At 71.9% G+C, this 22,613-nt stretch carries 7 protein-coding genes; 6 read left to right on the plus strand and 1 reads right to left on the minus strand.

The features are described from left to right. Window positions 1-119 precede the first annotated feature (119 nt). The 6 genes from LNK82_RS03635 (at window position 120) to LNK82_RS03660 (ending at window position 22,067) form a co-directional block, all read left to right on the plus strand. Complete coding sequence (locus tag LNK82_RS03635) at window positions 120-10,202, plus strand: polymorphic toxin-type HINT domain-containing protein (protein WP_230565478.1); 10,083 nt, start codon at window positions 120-122, stop codon at window positions 10,200-10,202. A gap of 2 nt (window positions 10,203-10,204) precedes the next feature. Further along, window positions 10,205-10,837 (plus strand): hypothetical protein, encoded by a 633-nt coding sequence (locus LNK82_RS03640; RefSeq protein WP_230565479.1) that lies wholly within the window; start codon window positions 10,205-10,207, stop codon window positions 10,835-10,837. 171 nt (window positions 10,838-11,008) lie between these two features. After that, window positions 11,009-19,930 carry a SpvB/TcaC N-terminal domain-containing protein gene (locus LNK82_RS03645; RefSeq protein ID WP_230565480.1) on the plus strand — a complete coding sequence of 2,974 codons (8,922 nt, stop codon included), beginning with the start codon at window positions 11,009-11,011 and terminating at the stop codon, window positions 19,928-19,930. Then, window positions 19,923-20,399 carry an SMI1/KNR4 family protein gene (locus LNK82_RS03650; protein WP_230565481.1) on the plus strand — a complete coding sequence of 159 codons (477 nt, stop codon included), beginning with the start codon at window positions 19,923-19,925 and terminating at the stop codon, window positions 20,397-20,399. Before LNK82_RS03645 ends, LNK82_RS03650 begins: the two co-directional genes overlap by 8 nt. Window positions 20,400-20,559: 160 nt before the next feature. Continuing rightward, the gene (locus tag LNK82_RS03655) at window positions 20,560-21,189 is read left to right on the plus strand and encodes a hypothetical protein (protein ID WP_230565482.1); all 630 of its coding nucleotides are present in this window, start codon (window positions 20,560-20,562) and stop codon (window positions 21,187-21,189) included. Next, complete coding sequence (locus LNK82_RS03660) at window positions 21,147-22,067, plus strand: hypothetical protein (RefSeq protein WP_230565483.1); 921 nt, start codon at window positions 21,147-21,149, stop codon at window positions 22,065-22,067. Before LNK82_RS03655 ends, LNK82_RS03660 begins: the two co-directional genes overlap by 43 nt. Before the next feature lie 37 nt (window positions 22,068-22,104). Here the strand turns inward: LNK82_RS03660 and LNK82_RS03665 are convergent, their stop codons facing one another. Then, window positions 22,105-22,590, minus strand: coding sequence for a DUF5980 family protein (locus tag LNK82_RS03665; protein ID WP_230565484.1), 486 nt, complete (start codon window positions 22,588-22,590; stop codon window positions 22,105-22,107). Between the last annotated feature and the right edge of the window lie 23 nt (window positions 22,591-22,613).

The raw sequence follows: 22,613 nt of genomic DNA on the forward strand, positions 1-22,613 counted from the left end.
TGATCTCTGCCGATCGGCGGACCTCCCGCTGATCCGCAGGAGCGGGCTCGTGTCGACCCGCTCGACCCGCGGACCGCACCAGGTCCGCCGGTCGGTGGCGCACGCGGGAAGGGGCAGGGGTGCGGGGTCGCTCGCGGTTCGCGAGGTCCGGTCGGCAGGCCGTGGCCGTGGTGGTGGCGTTCGTGGTGGCCGTGGCGGGGTTGCCCGCGTGGTCCACGCCGGGCGCAGCGGAGCCGGAGTTGCCGGTCGGTGCGTCGAAGGACGCGCCGGGGCAGCGGGCCGGGCTCGCCGGTGACGCGCGCGACGCGTCGGCCGTCGAGAGCTCGGGCACGCCAGACGGCGGCCCCCAGTGGCCCTACGAGCGCCCCGAGGTCGTCGGGGCGCGCGTGAACGCCCCGGATCCCGCCCTGCCCGGCGACCACGTGGCGGGCGTGCCCGCGGTCCGGGTGGAGCCGGCGAAGCAACCGTCCGGCTTCGACGCGGAGAAGTCGAAGGAGGACGTCGCCAAGCGGAAGGCGGACTCCACCGAGTACGCCAACCCCGACGGCTCGCGGACCCTGCGCGTGTTCGGCGGCACCCGGTTCAAGGAGTCCGGCGGCAAGCTGGAGCCGGTCGAGAACACCCTGGAACGGACCGGCAACGGGCGCGTGAAGCCCAAGAACGCCGCGCCGGTGACCATCGGCGGCAAGGGCGACGACGCGGAGCTGGTGTCGTTCGAGCTCGCCCAGGGCTCGTCGGCGTCGTTCGCGCTCGACGGGGCCGCCCCGGTCGTGCTGGAGGCCGACGACCTGCGGAACCCGGGACGCGGCCAGGGCAAGGCGACGTTCAAGGGCATCCGCCCGCACGCCGACCTGGAGCTCACCCCGGCGCTGTGGGGCGTCAAGGAGGACATCGTCCTGCGCTCGCCGGACGCGCCCGCGGTGTGGGACTTCACCCTCAAGCTGACCGGCGGCCTGCGCGCCGAGCTGGACCCGGCCAACGGCTCGGTGCTGTTGAGGTCCTCCAGCGGCGGCGTGGAAGGCGTGATCCCGCCCGGCTTCATGGTCGACTCGAAGATCGACCCGCGCTCCGGCGAGGGTGTGCGCTCCAACGGCGTGAAGTACGCCCTCTCGCGGCACGGCAGCACCACGAAGCTGCGCATCGAGCTGGACACGGCGTGGCTGCGGGACCCGGCGCGCGTCTACCCGGTCGTGGTGGACCCGACGATCCGCGACCACACCGACTCCGACGACACCTACGTCATGACCAACGCCCCGGCCTACCCGAGCTGGTCGGAGCCCGAGCTCAAGGTCGGCACCTACGACGGCGGCGGCCACGTGGCGGCGTCGTTCCTGCACTTCAACGAGGCGTTCAACAACCTGCGCAACCACTACGTGCTGGGCGCGACGCTGAACCTGCACGAGATCTACTCCTACTGCTGCCCCGCGCAGGCGCGCGAGCTGCACGTGCAGCGGGTCACCTCGCCGTGGGGCACCGGGGTGGCCAGCTGGCCCGGCCCGTCCTACGACGGCACGGTGGTCGGCTCGATCAACGCCTCCCACGGCACCTCCGCGGCGTGGTTGTCGATCCCGATCGCCGGCGACCGGATGACCCGGTGGGTGCACGGCACCGAGGCGTTCCACGGCTTCCGGCTCGGCGCCTCCCACACCGACTCCTACGCCTGGAAGCGGCTGTCCTCGGCGCAGGCGACCAACGCGGGCGCCATCCCGTTCCTCGACGTCGTCTACTCGGTGGAGGGCGCCACCTACGGGCTGCCCCACGGCGGCTACAGCACCCCGGTCACCTCGGTCAGCGACGGCACGATCCCCGTCGACGTGACCAACTGGGGCGTGTCGACCTGGTCCGCCGGCGGGTCGTTCGGCCTGCGCCAGTCGATCTACAACCCGGCCGGCGAGGACATGATCGACAAGCTCGGTCAGCACGGCTACCGCCACTTCACCGTGCCGGCCACCACCTGGACGCGCGGCAGCGTCCGGATCGACGTCAAGACGCCGAAGCTGCCGCCGGGCAGCTACCGCCTCGTGCTGGGCATGGAGCAGGCGGGCGCGGGCAACTACTGGCCGTTCAGCGACGTGCAGCGGCTCGAGGCCACGATCACCGTTCCCAACACCCCGCCCACCATCAAGGGCAACCACCCGGCGAACAACGCGATCGTCGACACCCTGCGGCCCACGCTGTGGGTGAACTACTCGGACCCGGACAACTGGCCCAACGCGGGCCGGCAGCACTGGTTCGAGTTGTGCGGCGGCACGCCCCAAGCGCCCGCGGGGTGCGTGAACTCCGGTTGGCAGAACAGCCCGTCGTGGACCCCGCCGAGCGGTCCGCTGTCGTGGAGCAAGAACGGGCACTGGTACGTCAAGCTCTCGGACAACAACGTCGAGAGCGGCAAGCTCGGGCCGCTGCACCTGACGCCGGTGGTGCCGCAGCCGGAGATCACCTCGCGGCTGGTGGGCGCCACGGACGGCGGTGACGTGCCCGGCGTGAACCCGCAGGCGGGCAACTTCGGCTCGACCGCGGTCGACGTCGACATCTCCGTGGCCGGTCCACCGCTGTCGATCAGCCGCACCTACAACTCCCAGGACCCGCGCTCGACGGGCGCCTTCGGCACCGGCTGGACCACGCCGCTGGACCAGCGCATCACCGCCGACAGCGACGGCAACGTGGTCGTCACCCTGGTGACGGGTCTGCAACTGCGGTTCGGCCGCAACCCCGACGGCACCTACGCGCCGCCGCCGGGCGTGAACCTGACGCTCGTCCGGACCGCGTCGGACTGGACGCTGCGCGACGCCAAGGGCACCAAGCGGGTGTTCGACACCCAGGGCCGCCTGGTCAAGGTGCACGACGCCTCGGGCAACACCCAGTCCATGATCTACGACGGCACCTCGACGCACGTGTCGAAGGTGAAGGACGACCACAGCGGCCGGCAGCTGCACCTGTCCTGGGTCGGCGGGCACGTCGTCTCGGTGTCGACCGACGCGCCGGACGCGAACACCGTCGCGTCGAGGTGGACCTACGACTACAGCGGCCACAAGCTGACCAAGGTCTGCTCCCCGCTCACCACCGGGTCCTGCGTCGACTACCGGTACGGCGAGTCGTCGCACTACCGCTCGGCCGTGCTGGACGACAACCCCACCGCCTACTGGACCTTGGGCGAGGCCACCGGCGCCACGGCGAACAACGTCGCCGCGCGCACGGCGGGGGAGTGGAACGGCGCCTACCGCGGCGTGACGCAGGGCAGGGCGGGCGCGATCACCGGCTCGACGGACTTCGGCGCGGAGTTCGCCGGCGGCGCCGCGGTCGTGGCGCCGGACGACCTGCTGAACAAGGACATGTCCTTCTCGCTCGAGGTGTGGTTCAAGGCCGCTCCCGGCAAGAACGGCGTGCTGTTCTCGCACCAGAACACCGAGCTCGGCACGACGCCGACGAACTACGCGCCGCTGCTGCACGTCGACCTCAACGGCAAGCTGAGCGGCAACGCGATCACCACGTCCGGCGGCATGCACATCACCAGCACCGCCCGCGTGGACGACGGCGCCTGGCACCACGCGGTGCTCACCACGGCCGTCGACACGCACACGCTGTTCCTCGACGGGCAGCAGGTGGGGCAGGTGACCGGCAAGACGATCGACCACGAGCTGAACCACAAGGTGTTGGTGGGCACCGGCCACACCAACCTGTGGCCGAACGCCCCGGCCGGCAGCCACCCGTTCACCGGGGCGCTGGACGAGGCCGCCGTCTACCGCCACGCCTTGACGCCCGCGCAGGTCACCACGCACCACGCGCTGCGCTCCGCGTCCGACCGGCTCACCGAGGTGGTCGAGCCCGGTGACTTCACCGCCACCGCGATCACCTACGACGGCCAGGGCGGTCGGGTGGACACCCTCACCGACCGCAACGGCGCCACGTGGACGGTCGGTGCGTCCACGCCGAGCGGCAGCGCGGTGCGCACGGTGACCGTGAAGTCCACGGTCCGCGGTGACATCACCTACAGCTACGACACCGCCAACGGCGGTCGGATCATCGAGCGCAAGGACCAGTTCGGCGCGGTCAAGTGGGAGTACAACGCCGCCGGGTACGTGCACCGCACGATCGACGAGACCGGGTGGACCCGGTACACCGACACCGACGCGCGCGGCAACGTCGTGCGCAGCGCGCATTACAACGGCGGCCGGTACAGCTACCGCGGTTACGGCTACTTCCTCAACACCGCCGACCCCCTCGACCCGCGCAACGACACCCTGGCGTGGGAGACCAACGGCTACGGCTGGGGCGACGAGGACGCCTACAAGACGTCCTACGAGGTCGACGCGGCCGGGCGCGTCACGAAGACAACCTACCCCAAGCCCGTCGGGGTGGCGGCCAACCCGACCGAGACGTTCCGCTACGCCACCGGCGCCGAGACCTCCGTGGACGGCGGCAAGGTGCCCGCGGGCAAGCTGCTGGCGCACACCGACCAGCGCGGCGGCCTCACCCAGTACTGGTACTGGGGCACCGGTGACTTCGGCAGCGTCGTGGACCAGGTCGGGAGGCGGTACGAGCACAGCTACGACGCGCTCGGCCGGGTGAAGAGGCGCACCGGTTCGGTGAGGTCGGGCACCACGTGGACCTACACCGGGACGACCGAGTACGCCTACAACGCCGTGTCCCGCCCGGTCGAGGTCAAGGAACCCCCGACGACCAACGCCGTCACCAACACCCCGCACCGGCTGGTCACCAAGCACGTCTACGACGCGGCAGGCCGGCTCACCGGGACGACCGTGTCCGACGCGAACGGCAACGACGCGCCGCGCACCACCGAGTACGGCTACGACGCCGCGGGGCGGCTCACCTCGACCACCCTGCCCGACCGGACCGTCCGGCGGCAGGAGTGGGACGCGGCGGGTGACGTGGTGAAGACGGTCGACACCGGCAACCGCGTGCTGGAGCACCGGTTCGACGACCGGCACCTGCTGGTCGAGACCGCCGCCGTCGGCGCCGGGGTGGACCCGCTGGACGCCGGGAGCACGCGGATGGTCGTCCAGTCCCTCGGCTACGACCCGATGGGCAGGCTCGCGTCCGTCGTGGACGCCCAGGGCCGCGAGCGGACCTACACCTACCACGGCAACGGGCCCCTGGCGCAGGAGCGGCACGTCGAGCGCGACGCCGCCGGCGTGATCACCGACTCCGTGACGCTGGCCTCCTACACCTACGACGGCGTCGGCAACGTCACCAAGAGCGTCACCGCCGGCTCGCGCACCAGCCGGTACGTCCACGACGCGGCGGGCCTGCTCGCCGGCGGGCACACCGGCGAGACCAGCAAGCACGCCCAGTCCTACACCCGTGACGCCATGGGCAACCCGACCTCGGTGAGCAACCACACCGGTGTCGTGTTCACCAGCCAGGACGACGCGTCGTTCCTGGACTCCGGCTCGCCCGACACCTCGCAGGTCGACGGCCCCGGCGCGCGGTTCGCCGACAACGACAAGTCCTGGGTGTACCGGCTGACGCTGCCCTCGCCCGGCCACGTCAGCGGTCAGGGCAGCACCTTCACCGGCGGCGAGCTGACCCTGCGGCTGTCCAACCAGTTCCTGGTGGAGGCCAGTTCCGACCGGACGACGTGGACCGAGCTGGGTCGCGAGACGCAGGCCGTCACCAACCGGTCCAACACCGGCGACCGCACCTACGACGTGAGCCGGTTCCTGTCCTCGCGCACCGTGTACGTCCGCGTCCGGGACGCGCGCCCGGCGGACGGCTGGGGCGGCCGGGTCGAGGCGCTGCGACTGCGGCTGACCGACAGCACCGCGCCCACGACCAAGGTCTCCTACGAGTACGACGCGGCCGGCCGGCAGACCAAGGAGGTCGTGGACAACCCCGGCGGCACGCCGTCCACCCTGGCGACCACCTACCAGCGCGACCCGCGCGGCCTGGTCACCTCCGTCACGTCGCCCGGCGGCGGCACGACTTCGTTCGCGTACGACAACTCGGGCGCCCTGGTGTCCACCACCCTGCCCGCGGTCGACACGTGGGTGGCCGGTCAGCGCACGACCGGTGTGACCCCGCAGGCGGTGCTCGGGCGCAACACCTACGGCGAGGTCGTCGAGACCCGCGACCCGGCGGGCGCGACCTCCCGCGCCGAGTACGACGCGATGGGCCGGGTCGCCAAGGAGGTCTCGCCGGACTACACCCGGCCCGACGGCCAGGTGCTGACCGCGACCACGTCCTACCGCTACGACGACCGCGGCCTGCCCGTGGAGGTCACCGACGCCCGCGGCGGCGTCACCGCCCTGGCCCACGACCACTACGGCCGCGTGGTCCGCACCACCGCGCCCGACCCGGACGGCGACGGCCCGCAGGCCGCGCCCGTCACCACGCACGAGTACGACCGGGTCGGCCAGCTGCTCAAGACCACCGACCCGGCCGGCGGCACGACGTCGGCCACCTACGACGCCCGCGGTCTGCGGGCGACCGCCACGACGTCGGACCGCATCGGCGGCCAGACCGTCTTCTTCACCACCGCGTTCGAGCACAACGACGCGGGGGAGGTCACCCGGGCGACCACGCCGACGGGCGCGACGACGGAGTTCACCTACAACGACGTCGGCGAGCTCAAGCACGTGCTGGACCCGGCCGGGGTGTGGGACGACCGCGAGTACGACCACAGCGGCCGGCTGCTGGGCCGGATGATCGGCGAGGAGATCGGCGAGAGCTACCGCTACGACGCCGCGGGCAGGCTGGTCGCGAAGTCGAGCCACACCGGCGACTACGGCAGCTACGACCCGGCGCTGCGCACCACCCGCCACTCCTACGACGCCGACGGCAGGCTCACGGAGGCGGTCAGCGGCGAGGGTCGCGTCAGCCGGCGCGCCTACGACGCCGCCGGCCGCACGACGGCGATCACGCAGCTCGCCGACGCCGCCGACCCGACCAGCGCGGTCACCGTGCAGCTCGGGTACGACGCCGCCGGCCGCACCACGCGCATGGTCGACGGCAACGGCAACGCCACCGACTACACCCACAACGCCTGGGGCCTGCCCGAGTCCACGGTCGAGGCCGCCACCGCGGCGCACCCGGCCCCGTCCGACCGGACCTGGACCACCACCTACGACGTGGCGGGACTGGCGGTGGCCGAGTCGCTGCCCGGCGGGGTGACCGTCGGGCGCACCTTCGACGCGCTGGGCAGGCTGACCAGGCAGACCGGTGACGGCACGGCGAGCGCCAACCCGGCCAAGGAGTTCGCCTACGACGCCGCCGGCCGGGTGGCGAAGGTGTCCGGCCCCGGCGGCGACACCACCTACACCTGGAACGACCGGGGCCTGCTCACCGGCAGCACCGGCGGCAGCGGTACGGCGACGTTCCGGTACGACGGCGACGGCCGGCTCACCGAGCGGGTCGACAAGGCGGGCACCGCCGCGTTCGCGTACGACCCCACCACCGGCAAGCTGTCCTCGATCACCGACCCGCTGACCGGCCGGACCGCCTCCTACACCTACGACGCGGACCTGGGCCTGGTCACCTCCATCGGCTACGGGACCGGTGCGGCGAGCCGCGCGTTCCGGTACGACGGCCTCGGCCGGCTGGACCTCGACCAGTTGGTCAAGCCGGACGGCGGCGTGGCCGCGAGCACCGACTACGACCACGACCGCGACGACCTGATCACCAAGGAGACCACCGCCGGCGTCACCGGGGAGGGCCTGAACGCCTACGCCTTCGACGGGCTGGGCAGGCTCCGGTCCTGGCTGCGCCCCGACGGCGCCCAGGAGACCTACACCTGGGACAAGGCGTCCAACCGCACGGCGGTCACCACCGCGCAGGGCACCCGCACGGCGACCTACGACGCCCGCAACCGGCTCACCGCGGTGACCGGCGGCGGCGTCCCGGACGTGACCAACACCCACACCCCGCGTGGCACGGTGCGCAGCAGCCAGAGCGGGTCGGTGACCACCGAGTACCAGTTCGACGCCTACGAGCGGATGACCGAGGCCAAGCGCGGCGCCGAGACGGCGACCTACCAGTACGACGCGCTGGACCGCCTCGTCACGCGCAACGGCGCCGGCTTCGCGTACGCGGGCCTGGACAACAGCCCGGTCGGCCTGCCGGGCGACACGCTGGTCTCCCGCGACGCGCTGGGCACGCCGCAGTCGGACAAGACGGGCACGGGCCCGGCCCGGTCGCTGCTCACGGACACGGGCCGCGCCGACGTCACCGCGGGCTTCGACCCCGCGACGGGCGCCGTGGGCGGGTCGACGTCGTACTCGCCGTTCGGCGAGCGGACCGGCGAACAGGGCGCCCTGGGCTACCAGGGCGGCTACACCGACCCGCTGACCGGTCAGGTCAACGCGCACGCCCGGTGGTACGACCCGGCGACGGGCGCGTTCACCTCGCGCGACACATGGACGCTGCCCCCGTCACCGGTGGTGCAGGCCAACCGCTACACCTACGCCAACGCCAACCCGGTCAACCACAACGACCCGTCCGGCCACGCCATCCCGCTGTTCATCTGGGCCGCCATCGCCGTCGTCGGCATCGCCACCGGTGCCGCGGTCGCGGGCAGGCCGAACCCGAACCTGCCCCCCTACCCCTCGCCCGGTCCGGAGCGCATCTCCGGGTGCTCGCGGTGCGGGATGAAGCCCGACAGCTCGCCGACGCCGAGCACCCACGTCCCGGTCCCCAACCCGACCCAGGGTGTTCCGACGCCGGGCCAGAAGCCCGGCGGCACCGGCACGGGCAAGATCGGCGGCGGCACGGGGACCGGCAAGGGCCACGTCACCGTCCCGACCCCGCCGCGCCCGCCGATCGCGGAGATCAACAACAGCAACCCGGCCCCGGCACCGACGATCGAGCAGAGCACCGCGTGGGTGAACCGCCCGTCGGCGTCGGTCGGCACCGGTCAGGGCGCCATCCACATCGGCAACGGCTCGACCGTGGCCGAGGACCTGCCCTACGCGCCCGGCCAGGCGAACGGCCTGGAGTCGTCCTGCAGCTTCGGGTGCCAGGTCGACGACTTCTTCAACTCCCTCGGCAACGCCGTCACGGAAACGGTGATGGGTGCGATCGACCTGACCCTCATCGTGGCCAAGTGCAGCACCCCGCTGGCCGCGATCGCCTACCGCTACGAATGCCTGGAGTACGCGCAGAACTTCTTCGGCACGGTCGAGTTCCTGGTCACCGATCCGGTCGGCTTCGCCACCGGCCTGTGGGACGCGACGGTCCAGCCGATCATCGACGCGGACCGGGCGGGTCGGCACGGCGCCGCGCTCGGCATGGCCGTCGGCGGCCTGCTGGACTTCGTGGTCGGCGGCAAGGGCATGGGCAAGCTGGGTCGCGCCGGGGCGGCGAGCTGCAAGCACAGCTTCACCGCGGGCACCGAAGTCCTGATGGCCGACGGCTCCCGCAAGGCGATCGACGCGGTGCGCGTCGGTGACGAGGTGGTCGCCACCGACCCCGGGACCGGCGAGACCGGTGCCCGGACGGTCACCAGGACCGTCGTCGGTCGAGGCGAGAAGGCGCTGGTCGACGTCACGGTGGACGCCGACGGCGCGGCCGGTGACGACTCGGCCACGATCACCGCCACCCACAACCACCCGTTCTGGGTGAACGACCGCGGCGAGTGGGTCGACGCCGAGCGGTTGGCGGCGGGCGACGTGCTGCGGTCCTCCGACGGTGTGGCGCGAAAGGTCTTGTCGGTCACGCGGCGCACGGTCGTCACGACCGTCCACAACATGACCGTCCAAGGTGTCCACACGTACTTCGTGGTCGCCGGCGCCGTTTCGGTGCTCGTCCACAACTGCGGCAACCGGATCGCGTCCGAGGACGACGCCTGGCTCTCGCTGGACCGGGCGATGGAACTGCAGTCGACCCGTGACGACGGCATGGTCGTGCACGGCACCACGGCGGTGATCGGGGTCTACAACACCCTGACGCACCAGACGAGCACGCGCCTGGCCATCAACGGACCTGGGGAGATGCCCGGCACGTGGACCCTCCGGCCGGGTGAGACGTTCGTGCAGGGAGCGAGATTGCGCGACCACGGGGAAGAGACCATCCTGAAGAACATGGCCGCCCACGAGCACGCGATCTTCGGCGCGGCGTCGCGGAACTTCTGCGTCGCCAACTGCCTGCCGCACCTGGACGTCCGCGGCGCGGTGCTGCTCGGCGAGGGGATGTTCCCGCACCTGCCGCAGAACTCCCCGTTCCGGCTCTTCTACGTCCGCGGAGGGGAGTAGGCGTGACGTCCGGGTCGCAACCCCGTCCCCTGGCCGACGCCTCGGACGAGGAACTGGCGGTGATCAGCGCCGCGGTCGCGGAACGGGCCGCTCCGCTGTGCCGCGTCCTCGGGACACCGGAGCAGGTGGCGTGGTTGACCGCGTCGCTGGACCTGGCCTGGGCGGCGGCGGCCGGGGAACCGGTGGCGGACGAGTGCGAGGAGGCGTTGGCAGAACTGGAACCCGCTGTCGACGACCTGGAGGAGGTCGACATGGGCAGTCCGGAGTACTTCGTGGACCAGTCCACGACCCTCGTCGGCATCGCGCTCGCCGGCTCGCTGCGGCGGTCCACGTCCGACGTGGCGACGGCGCTGGGCACGCTGCGCTCGCTGGCCGGGGTGCTGGACGTCGAGGTGATGGGCAAGCGCCCGGTCGTCGTGCGCCACGGCGAACCACCACCTCCGCCCGGCCCGCTCCTGGAGCGGGAGCTGGAAGCGCAGCGGGAGGTGGCCGACCTCGTCGCAGCGGGTGACGGGGTGGTCGCGCCTGCCGCGCGTGCGCGTGCGCGTGCCGCAGCCCAGGCCTACGCCGCGGAGTTCACCCCGGTCGTCGAACGCCTGGCCGTGCTGAACGACTGGGACCTGGACCGGCGCTGAACCACCACGGCCCGCGTCCTGGTCGGTGTCGCGCACACCTGCTGTAGCACCGGCCCGAGTCCCGCACGTCTTGCTAGGCCGGACGAGTGATGGACGGGCGCTCGCGTAACGACCGGGATGCCGCTACCCGAACAGGCTAGGGAAGACCGCCGCCTGATGAGGGGACGCCGCATGTTCGCTCGTGCCGGGTTACGCCGCAGACCGAGGTCCGAAGGACGTGCCGGAGTCGCCCTCCTCGCCCTCCTCGCCCTGATCGGCGTCGGGTTGACGCCGCCTGAGCTGTACAACCGCGTCAGCCCGACCTCGGCGGGCAGCGGCTCGGTGACCGCGCCGGACCACCCCGAGGGCGCCGCGTTCAACCCCAACCAGCTCAAGGGCATCAAGGCCGCGGACCCGACCAGCGGGGTCAACCTCGTCTCCGCCCCCAGCGCCAACAACATGGGCGACGCCCGGCTGTCGTACCCGCTGGAGGTGCCACCGGGCCGGGCGGGCATGCAGCCGCAGCTCGTCGTCCAGTACAACTCCGCCGGCGGCAACGGCTGGACCGGTGTCGGCTGGGACCTCGCCCAGGCCGCGATCACCCTCGACACCCGCTGGGGCGTGCCCCGCTACCACGCCGGCCTGGAGACCGAGACCTACCTGCTCAACGGCGAACAGCTCACGCCCGTCGCGCACCGCGGCGAGCTCCAGGCGCGCACCGCCGAGAAGGTGTTCCACACCCGCGTCGAGGGACGGTTCGACCGGATCGTCCGGCACGGCGACCACCCCACCAACTACTGGTGGGAGGTGGTGGACCGGGAGGGCACGCGGTCCGTCTTCGGCGGCGACCAGACCTCCACGCTCGCCGACGCGTCCGGCAACATCGCCACCTGGGCGCTGCGCGAGACCCGGGACACCAACGACAACTTCGTGCGCTACCACAGCGTCCGCGTCGAGGACGCCGGTGTCGCGGGCGGATCGGTTCCGGGCGCCACCCTGTACCCCGCGAAGATCACCTACACCGGTCACGGCGACACCGAGGGCCGCTACTCGGTCACCTTCACCCGTGACCGCGACCGGGGCGAGCCGCGCCGCGGCGACGTCCAGATCGAGGCCCGCTCCGGGTTCAAGCGCGTCACGGCGGACCTGCTGCGGCGGGTCGAGGTCAAGGTCGACGACACCCTGATCCGCGCCTACGAGCTGGAGTACCGCCAGGGCGCGTTCGCGAAGACGCTGCTCGGCTCGGTCAGCCAGTTCGACGCGGACAACAACCGCTTCAACACCCACACGTTCGACTACTTCGACGACATCCGCGACGCCTCCGGCGGGTACGACGCGTTCGACGCGGCGGGCAACTGGGCCGTCGCGGACGACGACCTGGGCGTCGACATCCGCGACGGCGAGGCCAGTGCGCTCTCGGCGACCACGTCGACGAGCGCGGGCGGGCACCTCTACGTCGGCTACAACCCGAGCTCGGTGAGCAAGTCGAACTCCGCCGGGGTCAAGGTCGGCTACAACTCCGGCTCCTCCGACGGCCTGCTCGCGCTCGCCGACGTCAACGGCGACAACCTGCCGGACAAGGTGTTCCGCGCCGGCGGCGGCGTGTTCTACCGCCCCAACGAGTCGGGACCGGACGGCCAGGCCAGGTTCGGCGACACGCCGATCCGCCTGACGAACCTGCCGGGCATCTCCACCGAGAAGACGCGGTCCGGCACGGTCGGCGTCGAGTCCTACTTCGGCGTGGCGGCACAGCTGGACTACGTCTCCACCACCACCACGTCCGACCGCTACTTCACCGATGTCAACGGCGACGGCATCACCGACCTGGTGAACAACGGCGGCGTCCTGTTCGGCCACCTGGACGCCGACGGCCGGCCCGCCTACAGCGCCGACAGCGCCGACACCGGCGTCCCCGTCGGCGACGGCACCGCGTCCGGCACGATCGTCGGCGACCAGACCGCCGAGTTCGAGCGCCAGGTCGACGCGTTCCCGCTGCTGGACGGCGTCCGCCGCTGGGTGGCGCCGTTCGACGGCACGGTCCGCGTGGCCGGCCGCGTCAAGCTGGTGCAGGACACGAGCCCCGAACGGCAGGCGTACCGCTCGGCCGACGGCGTCCGGGTCGCCATCCAGCACCAGGACACCGAGCTGTGGTCGCAGCGCATCGGCCCGGACGACCACATCGAGTTCGCGCCGACCGGCACCGACAGCATCGCCGTGCGCAAGGGCGAAGCCCTGTTCTTCCGCGTCCAGTCGGTGCTCGACGGCCGCTTCGACACGGTCGCGTGGGACCCGGAGGTCACCTACACCGGCGTCCCGGCGAGCACCGACGTCAACGGCCTGGCCAACGACACCTACCTCGCGTCCCGCGACTTCACGCTCGGCGGTCGGCCGTCGGTCGTCGTCGCGCCGCTGACCGGCACGCTGCACCTGTCCGGCGACGTCACCAAGTCGGGTCCCACGACCGACGACGTGACCGTCGTGGTGACCCGCAACGGCTCCGACGTCTACAGCCACACGCTCGCCCGCGGCGGCGCCGGCACCGCGTCGATCGACCTGGACATCCCGGTCACCGCCGACGACACGCTCTCGTGGCGGCTGAAGGTCGACTCGCCGGTCGACGCCGGGACGCTGCGCTGGGTGCCGCGCGCCCACTACACGGCGGCGCAGGGCGTCGACTCGGTGGTGGACGGCGCCGGCAACCCGACGCTGGTCATCCACCCGCCGTACGACCTGGACATGTACCCGGTCTCCACGCTGACCGCGCCGCAGGCGTCGTACACGGCGACGCAGGGCGGCACCGTCACCGTCGAGCCTGCGCTGACGTTCGACTTCGCGGGCCAGACCCCCGACACCCGGGTCGTCTTCACGGTCAAGAAGCGCGGCGAGCTGCTGGCCAAGCGGGTGATCGACGTCGTGGACGGCCAGGTGCCCGACCCGGCCTCCCTGCGCGTCACCGCCGAGGTCGCCCAGGGCGACGAGCTGTTCTTCGACTTCGCCACCCTCGACACCGGCCTGCCCGCGCGGGTGACGGGCCAGTCGGCGTCCCTCTCCCATGACGGCACGAACTTCACCGCCGTGCCCAGCGCCCTGCACGCCTCCGCCGAGCAGGGCGCGTTCGCGCAGCCGTACCGGGGTTGGGGCGCCGTGGGCTACCAGGGCAACCGCGACCGGGCGACGAAGCCGATCATCCGGGGCGACCTCGTCCTGGACGAGAGCTACCGCGACGAGCTGCCCGACGGGCCGACCGAGGACGACGTGCCGGGCTTCACGGAGAACCCGCAGGTCAAGCAGCCGAGGGTGGTGGTGTTCGCGCCGCTTCCCGCGCAGGACCGCTGGGCCGGCGCGGACGACAACACGTGGGTCTCGCGGGACGCGGCGTCCGGTTCGCGCCTCGGCCTGGACACCATCGACGTGGTCACCGACGGCGACGTCGCGGGCGCCGCGGCCGTGTCCCGGCGCGGGCGCACGCAGCAGATCTCGACCACGTTCGGCGCGAGCATCCCCGGCGTCCCGATCGGCGGCGGCGCGAGCGTCGCGAAGGGCCGCACCACCGGGCAGCTCGACTTCCTCGACCTCAACGGCGACCGGTTCCCCGACGTCGTCGGCTCGGCGGGCGTGCAGTACTCCGACATGACCGGCGGCCTCGGCGACACCAGGGGCAGCGTCGGCGGCTCGGTGCGCGAGTCCGACTCGCTGGCCTACGGCGTGAACGCCAACGCGGGCAGTCCGGCCCGCACCAGCGGCAACGGTCGCGGCGAGGCGGCGCCCTCGGGCAACCGCAACGCCAACACCGCCAAGTCCGGCCCGGAGATGCCCGCGCTCGGCGTGGGCGGCAACGTCGGCGGCGGGGAGTCCGACACCGGGCACGACCTGATCGACATCAACGGCGACGGCCTGCCGGACAAGGTGTTCGACAACGGCGACGCCGCGCTGAACCTCGGCTACTCGTTCGCGGCGCGCGAGCCGTGGCCGGGCGGCCCGGTCAACGACGGCAAGACCACCAGCGCCGGGGTGAACCTCGGCTTCAACACCAACTACTACGGCTTCGCGGGCGGTGTGTCGGCGGCGCTCGGCTCGTCGGTCACCAGCGCCACGCTGCTGGACGTCAACGGCGACGGCCTGGCCGACCGCGTGTTCGCCAACGGCGACAACCCCGTCGGCGTCGCCGTCAACACCGGCAACGGGTTCGGCGCGCCGATCCCGTTCCGCGGCAGCGCGGGCGACGTCGGCAAGGACGAGAACGCCACCCTCGGCGGCGGCGTGTACTTCACGTTCGGGTTCTGCTTCTTCTTCGGCTGCCTGGTCTTCAACCCCGGCGCCGACGTCTCCACCGGCATCGGTCGCGCCGAGGTGGCGCTGCGCGACGTCAACGGCGACGGCTACGCCGACCACGTCCGCTCCACCCGCGACGACGAGCTCGTGGTGGCGGCCAACAAGACCGGGCGCACGAACCTGCTGCGCACCGTGTCCCGGCCGCTGGGCGCCCGGATCGACCTGGACTACACCCGGTCCGGCAACACGCAGGACCAACCCGACTCCAAGTGGGTGCTCTCCCGTTCCGCCGTGCACGACGGGCACCCCGGCGACGGCCAGGACGTGCAGCTGTCCACGTTCCGCTACGAGGCGGGCAGGTACGACCGGCTGGAGCGCGAGTTCCTCGGCTACGGCAAGGTGGTCGCCGAGCAGCGCGACGCGGGCTCCGGTGACGCCCTGCTGCGGGCGCTGACCAGCGAGTACCGCACGGACAGCTACTACCTGCGCGGCCTGTTGACCCGGTCGGCGACCGCGGACCCGTCGGGCGCGCTGTTCCAGGAGACCGTCAACACCTACCAGTTGCGCGACGTCGCCACCGGCGGCGCCGCGAACCCGAAGGCGACGACGGCGAGGGTCTTCCCGCTGCTGGCCCGCGTGGACAAGCACTACCACGAGGGCCAGGCGAACCCCGGGAAGTCCACCTACACCGAGATGTCGTACGACGAGCACGGCAACCTCGTGCGGTCCTTCGACGCCGCCGACAGCGGCCCGGGTGACGACGTGGAGGCCGAGTTCGGCTACACGTCCTCGATCCAGGCGTGCCGCGACCGCAACATCGTCGGCGTCGCGAACCTCGTCCGGGAGCACGGCGCCGCGCCGCGCACCCTGATGCGCCACCGCGAGTCCACACTGGACTGCACGACCGGCGACGTGCTGGCGGTGCGCGAGATCCTGCCCGACGGATCGGCCGCGGTCAGCGACCTGACCTACCACGACAACGGCAACCTGCGCACCATCACCGGGCCCGCCAACAAGAACGGGCAGCGCTACCGGCAGGAGTACGGCTACGACACCGTCGTCGGCGTGCACGTCGAGTCCATCAGGGACAGCTTCGGCTACGAGTCGTCGGCGACGCACGACCTGCGGTTCGGCCTGCCGGACCTCACCGTGGACGAGAACCGCCAGTCGCTGCGGATGTCCTACGACAGCGTCGGCCGGGTCGACGAGGTGGTCGGGCCGTACGAGATCGGCTCCGGGCGGGCCACGATCGACTTCGAGTACCACCCGGAGGCGGCCGTCCCGTACGCGGTCACCCGGCACCTCGACCGCACCGCCACCGGCGTGCGCGACGACACGCTCGACACCGTCCAGTTCGCCGACGGCCTCGCCCGACCGGTGCAGAGCAAGCAGGACGGCTCCGTGGCCGACACCGCGGGCAGCGCGCCGGCCGACGTGATGGTGGTGTCCGGTCGGGTCGCGTTCGACCCGCTGGGCCGGGTCGTCGAGCAGTACTACCCGGTGACCGAGCCGAAGGGCGCGGGCAACACGGAGTTCAACGCGACCTACGACGCGGTGGCGCCCACCAGGCTGAGCTACGACGTGGTGGACCGCAGCGTCAAGTCCGTGCTGCCGGACGGCACGTCCAACGAGCTGGCCTACGGCTTCGGCGCCGACCGCTCCGGCGAGACCCGGTTCCGGACGATCGCCACCGACGCCAACGGCAAGCAGCGCCGCACCTACACCGACGTGCGGGTGCTGACCACCGCCGTGCAGGAGTTCAACGCGGGCACCGCGATCTGGACCAGCTACGGCTACGACCCGATGGGCCAGCTCACCGGCGTGGTGGACGACAAGGGCAACACGACCAGGGCCGAGTACGACAACTTCGGCCGCCGCACCGTCGTGGACAGCCCCGACTCCGGCCGCACCGAGACCCGGTACGACCTGGCGGGCAACAAGACGGCGAAGGTCACGGCCAAGCTGCGGGCCGCGGGCAAGGCGGTCGAGTACGACTACGAGTACAACCGGCTGGCCGGCATCCGGTACCCGGTGTTCTCCGGCAACAACGTCACCTACACCTACGGCGGGCCGGGCGCGCCGGACAACGGCGCGGACCGCGTGGTGGCCGTCCGCGACGCGGCGGGCACCGTGACCCGCAAGTACGGCGCCCTGGGCGAGAAGACGAGCGAGACCCGCACGGTCACCGCGCTCACCACCCCGGCGCGGACCTACACCACCGGGTACCGGTACGACTCGTTCAACCGGGTGCTCGACCTGACCTACCCCGACGGCGAGGTGCTCACCTACGAGTACGACTCCGGCGGCCAGGTCACCCGCGCCACCGGGCGCAAGGCCGGGTTCGACTACCCGTACCTGGCCAGGCTCGACTACGACAAGTTCGGCCAGCGGCTGCTCCAGGAGACCGGGACGGGCGTGCGCACCACGTTCGCCTACGACCCGGCCGACCGGCAGCTGAGCGCCCTGAAGTCGAGGCTGGCGGATGGGCACCAGTTCCAGGACATCAGCTACGAGTACGACAACGTGGGCAACGTCCTGTCCCTGACCAACACCGTGCCGCTGCCGCACGGCAAGCCGATCGGCGGTCCGAGCAGGCAGACCTACGGCTACGACGACCTGTACCGGCTCACGTCGGCCACCGGCGAGTACAAGAACAAGGACAACAAGCTCGACCGGTACTCGATGACCCTGGGCTACGACTCCATCCACAACCTGACGGCCAAGAGCCAGCGGCACGAGATCCTGGTGCAGTCGGGCTCCACGTCCGCCCTGTCGCAGGGGACGACGACGTTGGCGGACGAGCCGGTCACCGACCCGGCGACCGGTGAGGCACTGCCACCGCTGGGGCCGATCGAGCCCGAGGACGAGCAGGTCTCGCAGACCGAGCCCGTGCCGGCCACGCAGCCCGCGTACGAGCCGGTCGCCTACTCGGTGCAGTCCGCGACGACGGCGCAGGAGCAGAAGAAGACCACCTACGACTACGACTACGCCTACAACAGCGGGAAGCCGCACGCGCCCAGCGCGGTCGGTCCGGTCAACGAGTCCTACGACGCCAACGGCAACCTGGTCGACTCGGTCAACACCCTGCCGCCCGCGCCGGGCAAGCGGCGGCAGCTCGTGTGGGACGAGGAGAACCGGCTCGCCTGCAACCAGGACCACAGCCGCAACAAGACCGTCGCCCAGCACCCGGACGCGTGCACCAGCCCGCAGCAACCGGCGACCGTCAGGTACGCGTACGACGACGAGGGCAACCGGGTCGTCAAGAACGCCGGACCACAGCACATCTACCCCAACCGGGCGTTCAGCGAGCGCAACGGCACGTCGTTCAAGCACGTGTTCGTCGGTGACACCCGGATCGCCACGAAGACGGTCAAGACCGACTCCACCTACGAGAACCACCACTTCTACTTCCACGCCGACCACCTCGGCTCGTCGGGGTACGTCACCGACGAGCACGGCAACCTGACCGAGCACACCGAGTACTTCGCGTTCGGCGAGCCGTGGGTGCAGGAGCACCCGGCGCAGCCGACACCGGTCCCGTACCTGTACGGGTCGAAGGAGCTGGACGAGGAGACCGGCTTCTACTACTACGGGGCCCGCTACTACAACCCGCGCACGCAGGTCTGGCAGAGCCCGGACCCGATCATCGAGTCCTACCTCGACGGTGGGCCCGCCGGCGGCGTGCACCGGCCGGTCAACCTCGCGGCCTACACCTACGCCCACAACAACCCGGTGAAGTTCACCGACCCCGACGGTCGGTACGTGGAGAGCGCGTGGGACGCCATCAGCCTGGGGATCGGCGTGGCGAGCTTCGTGCAGAACGTCCGCGAGGGCAACGGGTGGGGCGCGGCCCTGGACGCCGTGGGCATCGTCGCGGACGGCGCGGCGCTGGTGCTGCCCGTCGTGCCGGGCGGCGCGGGGGCACTGATCAAGGCCGGTCGCGCGGCCGAGAAGGGCGTGGAGGTGGTCCGGGCCGCCGACCGGGCACGGGACGCGGAACGGGCCGTCGAGGGCACGGTGGCCACGGCCCGTGCCGCGGACAAGGGCGGTGACGCGGCCAAGGCGGCGCGCAACACGTCGGTGCCGTGCGCGGTGCCCAACAGCTTCACGCCGGAGACACCGGTGCTGATGGCCGACGGCACGCGCAAGCCGATCAGCGAGGTGCAGGTCGGCGACCTCGTCCTGGCCACCGACCCGGAGACGGGCGTGGCGCAGGCCCGACCGGTGACCGACCTCATCGTCGGCGACGGCTCGAAGGACCTGGTCGAGATCACCGTCGACACGGGCGCCGGCAAGGGCGTCGTCATCGCCACCGACGGTCACCCGTTCTGGGCGGCCGACCTCGGGGCGTGGGTCGACGCGAAGGACATCCGGGTCGGGACGCTGCTGCGCACCGGCAGCGGCACCTACGTCCAGGTGGTCGCGGTCAGGGCGTGGACGCAGCAGCAGCGGGTGCACAACCTGACCGTCGACGGACTGCACACCTACCACGTGGCGGCGGGTGCGGTCGACGTCCTGGTGCACAACTGCGGTGGCCCCGTCATCCGCAACAAGCACCTGGCCGGTGGCAAGCACCCGAAGACCGGGGTCCCGTTCGACAAGAACGGCTTCCCGGACTTCTCCCAGTGGCGCCACCCGAAGGTCCCGGACGTGCGGATCAAGCTGACCGGCAACCGGAAGGTCGACGAGCGGCTGGCCAACGAGGCGGCCGGGCTGAAGAACACCCCGTCCGACTACACCTGGCACCACCACCAGGACAGTGGTCTGATGCAGTTGATCCGCCGTGACGTCCACAACGCCACGGGTCACACGGGAGGGCACGCGTTGAAGCTGCATGAGTGAGTCGTTCTTCGAGGAGGACCCGTACTACACGGGTCCTCCTCTGACCGACGGGATGGTCCGCGCGGCGGAGGCCCACCTGGGCCTCCGGCTCCCGCGGACCTACCTCGCGTTGCTGGCGCAGCGCAACGGCGGCACCCCGCGCCGCCGTTGCCTGCGCACGCCGTTCCCGACGTCGTGGGCCCCGGACCACTTCGAGATCCGCGGCCTGCGCGGCCTTGGCGGCCCCTGGGGCATCGATTCGGAGGACCTGGGCAGCCGGTACCTGGTGGGGGAGTGGGGCTACCCGGACATCGGGGTGGTCATCTGCGACACCCCGTCGGGGGGCCATGACACCGTGATGCTCGACTACTCCGAGTGCGGCCCGACCGGTGAGCCCGCAGTGGCCTACGTCGACGAGGACCGCGTGCCTCGTCGGGTCGCCGCCACGTTCGAGCGATTCGTCGCCGCGCTCGAGGACTGCCCGGACTGACCGCGCCGGACCGGTGGGGTGCGCGGTGACCCACAGCGATGGCCTCACGCGGCACAGGTCCCACGATCGGGCGACGTCGGGGGACGGCGGCGACGGGTTCACCTAGTCTGGTTGGACGAGCTTTCCGCCACTCCGCGATCCCCGGTGTGGAGGTGATGTCGTGGGCCGCACCATGATCCGGAGCAACCTGGTGTTCGCGGCGCTGGTCGCGTCGGCCATCGCGTGCGGCGACGGCGGATCGACCGGGGGCGCCACGTCCGCGGCGACGCCCGTCCCGGCCACCCTGACCGTGCCGGGCAGGCCGTCCGACCAGGTCACGGACGTCGCCGCGGTCGGGCTGAGCAGGGAGCAGCTGGCCGAGATCGAGCGGGCGTGCGAGCAGGTCGAAGGCATTCCGGGGATCTCCGACAAGTGCATCGACAGCATCGCGGACGTGGCGGTGCTCCCCTCCCCTCCGGTCGCGGGAGCCACCACCTCGCCGTCGTCCCAGCCGCCGTGCCACCAACCGCCCTGCGTGATCATGGGTCTGGTGGCGGGCGAAAAGGAGATCGGCGTGGTCAAGATCTGGGACCCCGGTCCCGGGAGCACCATCTGCCGGCGGCGGGCGGACCTGTGCAGCGGCGCCACGGTCGCGGCGCGGTCGATAGTGGCGCCGACGTCCACGACGACGATTCCTCCGACGACCTCGACGACGACCAGGACCACCGGCCGTCCACCGACCACGGGCACCGGGACGGGCACGCCGTCGTGGCCCAGTCCGACGCCGCCGCCCCGGACGACCGGCTCGTGAGCACGGCGCCGCCGGGGGAGGAGCGCTCGTTCTGGCGCCTGTCCGTCGACCTGCTGGTGCTGCTCGGACCGGCGGGCGCCGTCGGCGCGCTGCTCTACTACTTCGGCTACGTCAGCGCCGGGACGTTCTACTCCTACTTCGGGGTGAGCCTGAGCGTCCTGGACCTCCAGCCGACGGACTACCTGATCATCAGCCCGAACCTGCTCTTCCGGTCGCTCATCACGGTGCTGCTGGTGGCCGCCGCCGTCGTGACCCTGCACCTGGCGCTGCGGGCCGTGCTGGCCCGGTGGGGCCGGTGCGCCCGCTGGGTCCTCCTGGTCCTGGTGGTGGCCGTCATCGCGCTGGCGGAGGTCGGCCTGAGCGGGCTGTTCGGGCAGCCGCGCGGGCTGGTGGCGCCGCTCTCGCTGGCCGCGGCGGGGCTGCTGGTCGACTACGGCGCGTGGCTGGCGGACCGCTACGCGGTCCTGTCGGAGGGGGCGCGGGGCGTGGTGCGGTCGGGAGTGGTGCTCCGGCGGGGTGTGCTGCTCGCGCTGGTGGTGACGGCGGTCTTCTGGGCGGTGACGAACATCGCGCAGTCGCGAGGGCTGGAGGCCGCGCGACTGCGCGAGCTGTCGTTGCCGCTCCAGGCCCAGGCGGTGGTCTACAGCCGGGACGACCTGCACCTGTCCGGGCCGGGTGTGAGCGCGACCCCGTTGACGGGGGAGGCCAGTGCCTACCGGTTCCGCTACAACGGCCTGCGACCGCTGCTGTACGCCAACAGCCGCTGGTTCCTGCTGCCGGTGGGGTGGCGTCGGGAGAAGGTGGCCACGGTCGTCGTGCTGCAAGAGGACCCGGAGCGCGTGCGGGTGGACCTGGCGCCGGGGTTCATCTCGGGGTGAGCCGGTCGCGGTGCACGGCGCTGCCCGGCGGTCAGGCTCATGCCTGCATGCAGTCGAGCCAGGACTGGGCGGTGACGACGATCTCGGTCGGGGCGGTTTCGGTCACGGTGCCGTCCGACACCCGGATCTTCGCGTCGTACACGCCCAGCGGAACCGACACCGGGCCGTCCACGAGGATCCACCCGTTGATCGTCGTCGCGCCGTCGTCCGGGTCGGGGTGGTTGGAACCCGGCGGGAGGTGGCTTTCCGTGGCGGTCCAGCCCGGGGGCAGGCCGTGCATTCCGAAGTAGAGGTTCGTGGACCAGGTCCCGGTCACCGCGAAGATGAAGTAGGACCGGTGGACCTGGTCGCCGGAACCGTGCTGGACGCACATCCGCTGCGGGTCGCCCCAGTCCTGCAGGTGCCAGGTGTGGGCTTGTGGGGTCGTCTCCGCCGACGCGGCGGCCACCGGGCCGGCCAGGGGCGGCGCCAGTGCCGCGACGAGGGTGAGCACCGGTCCGACGGCCCGGGAAGTCGATCTCACTGAATGCCTCCTGAACTGGTGCG

The organism is Saccharothrix luteola, from assembly GCF_020859565.1.
Lineage (GTDB): Bacteria > Actinomycetota > Actinomycetes > Mycobacteriales > Pseudonocardiaceae > Actinosynnema > Actinosynnema luteola.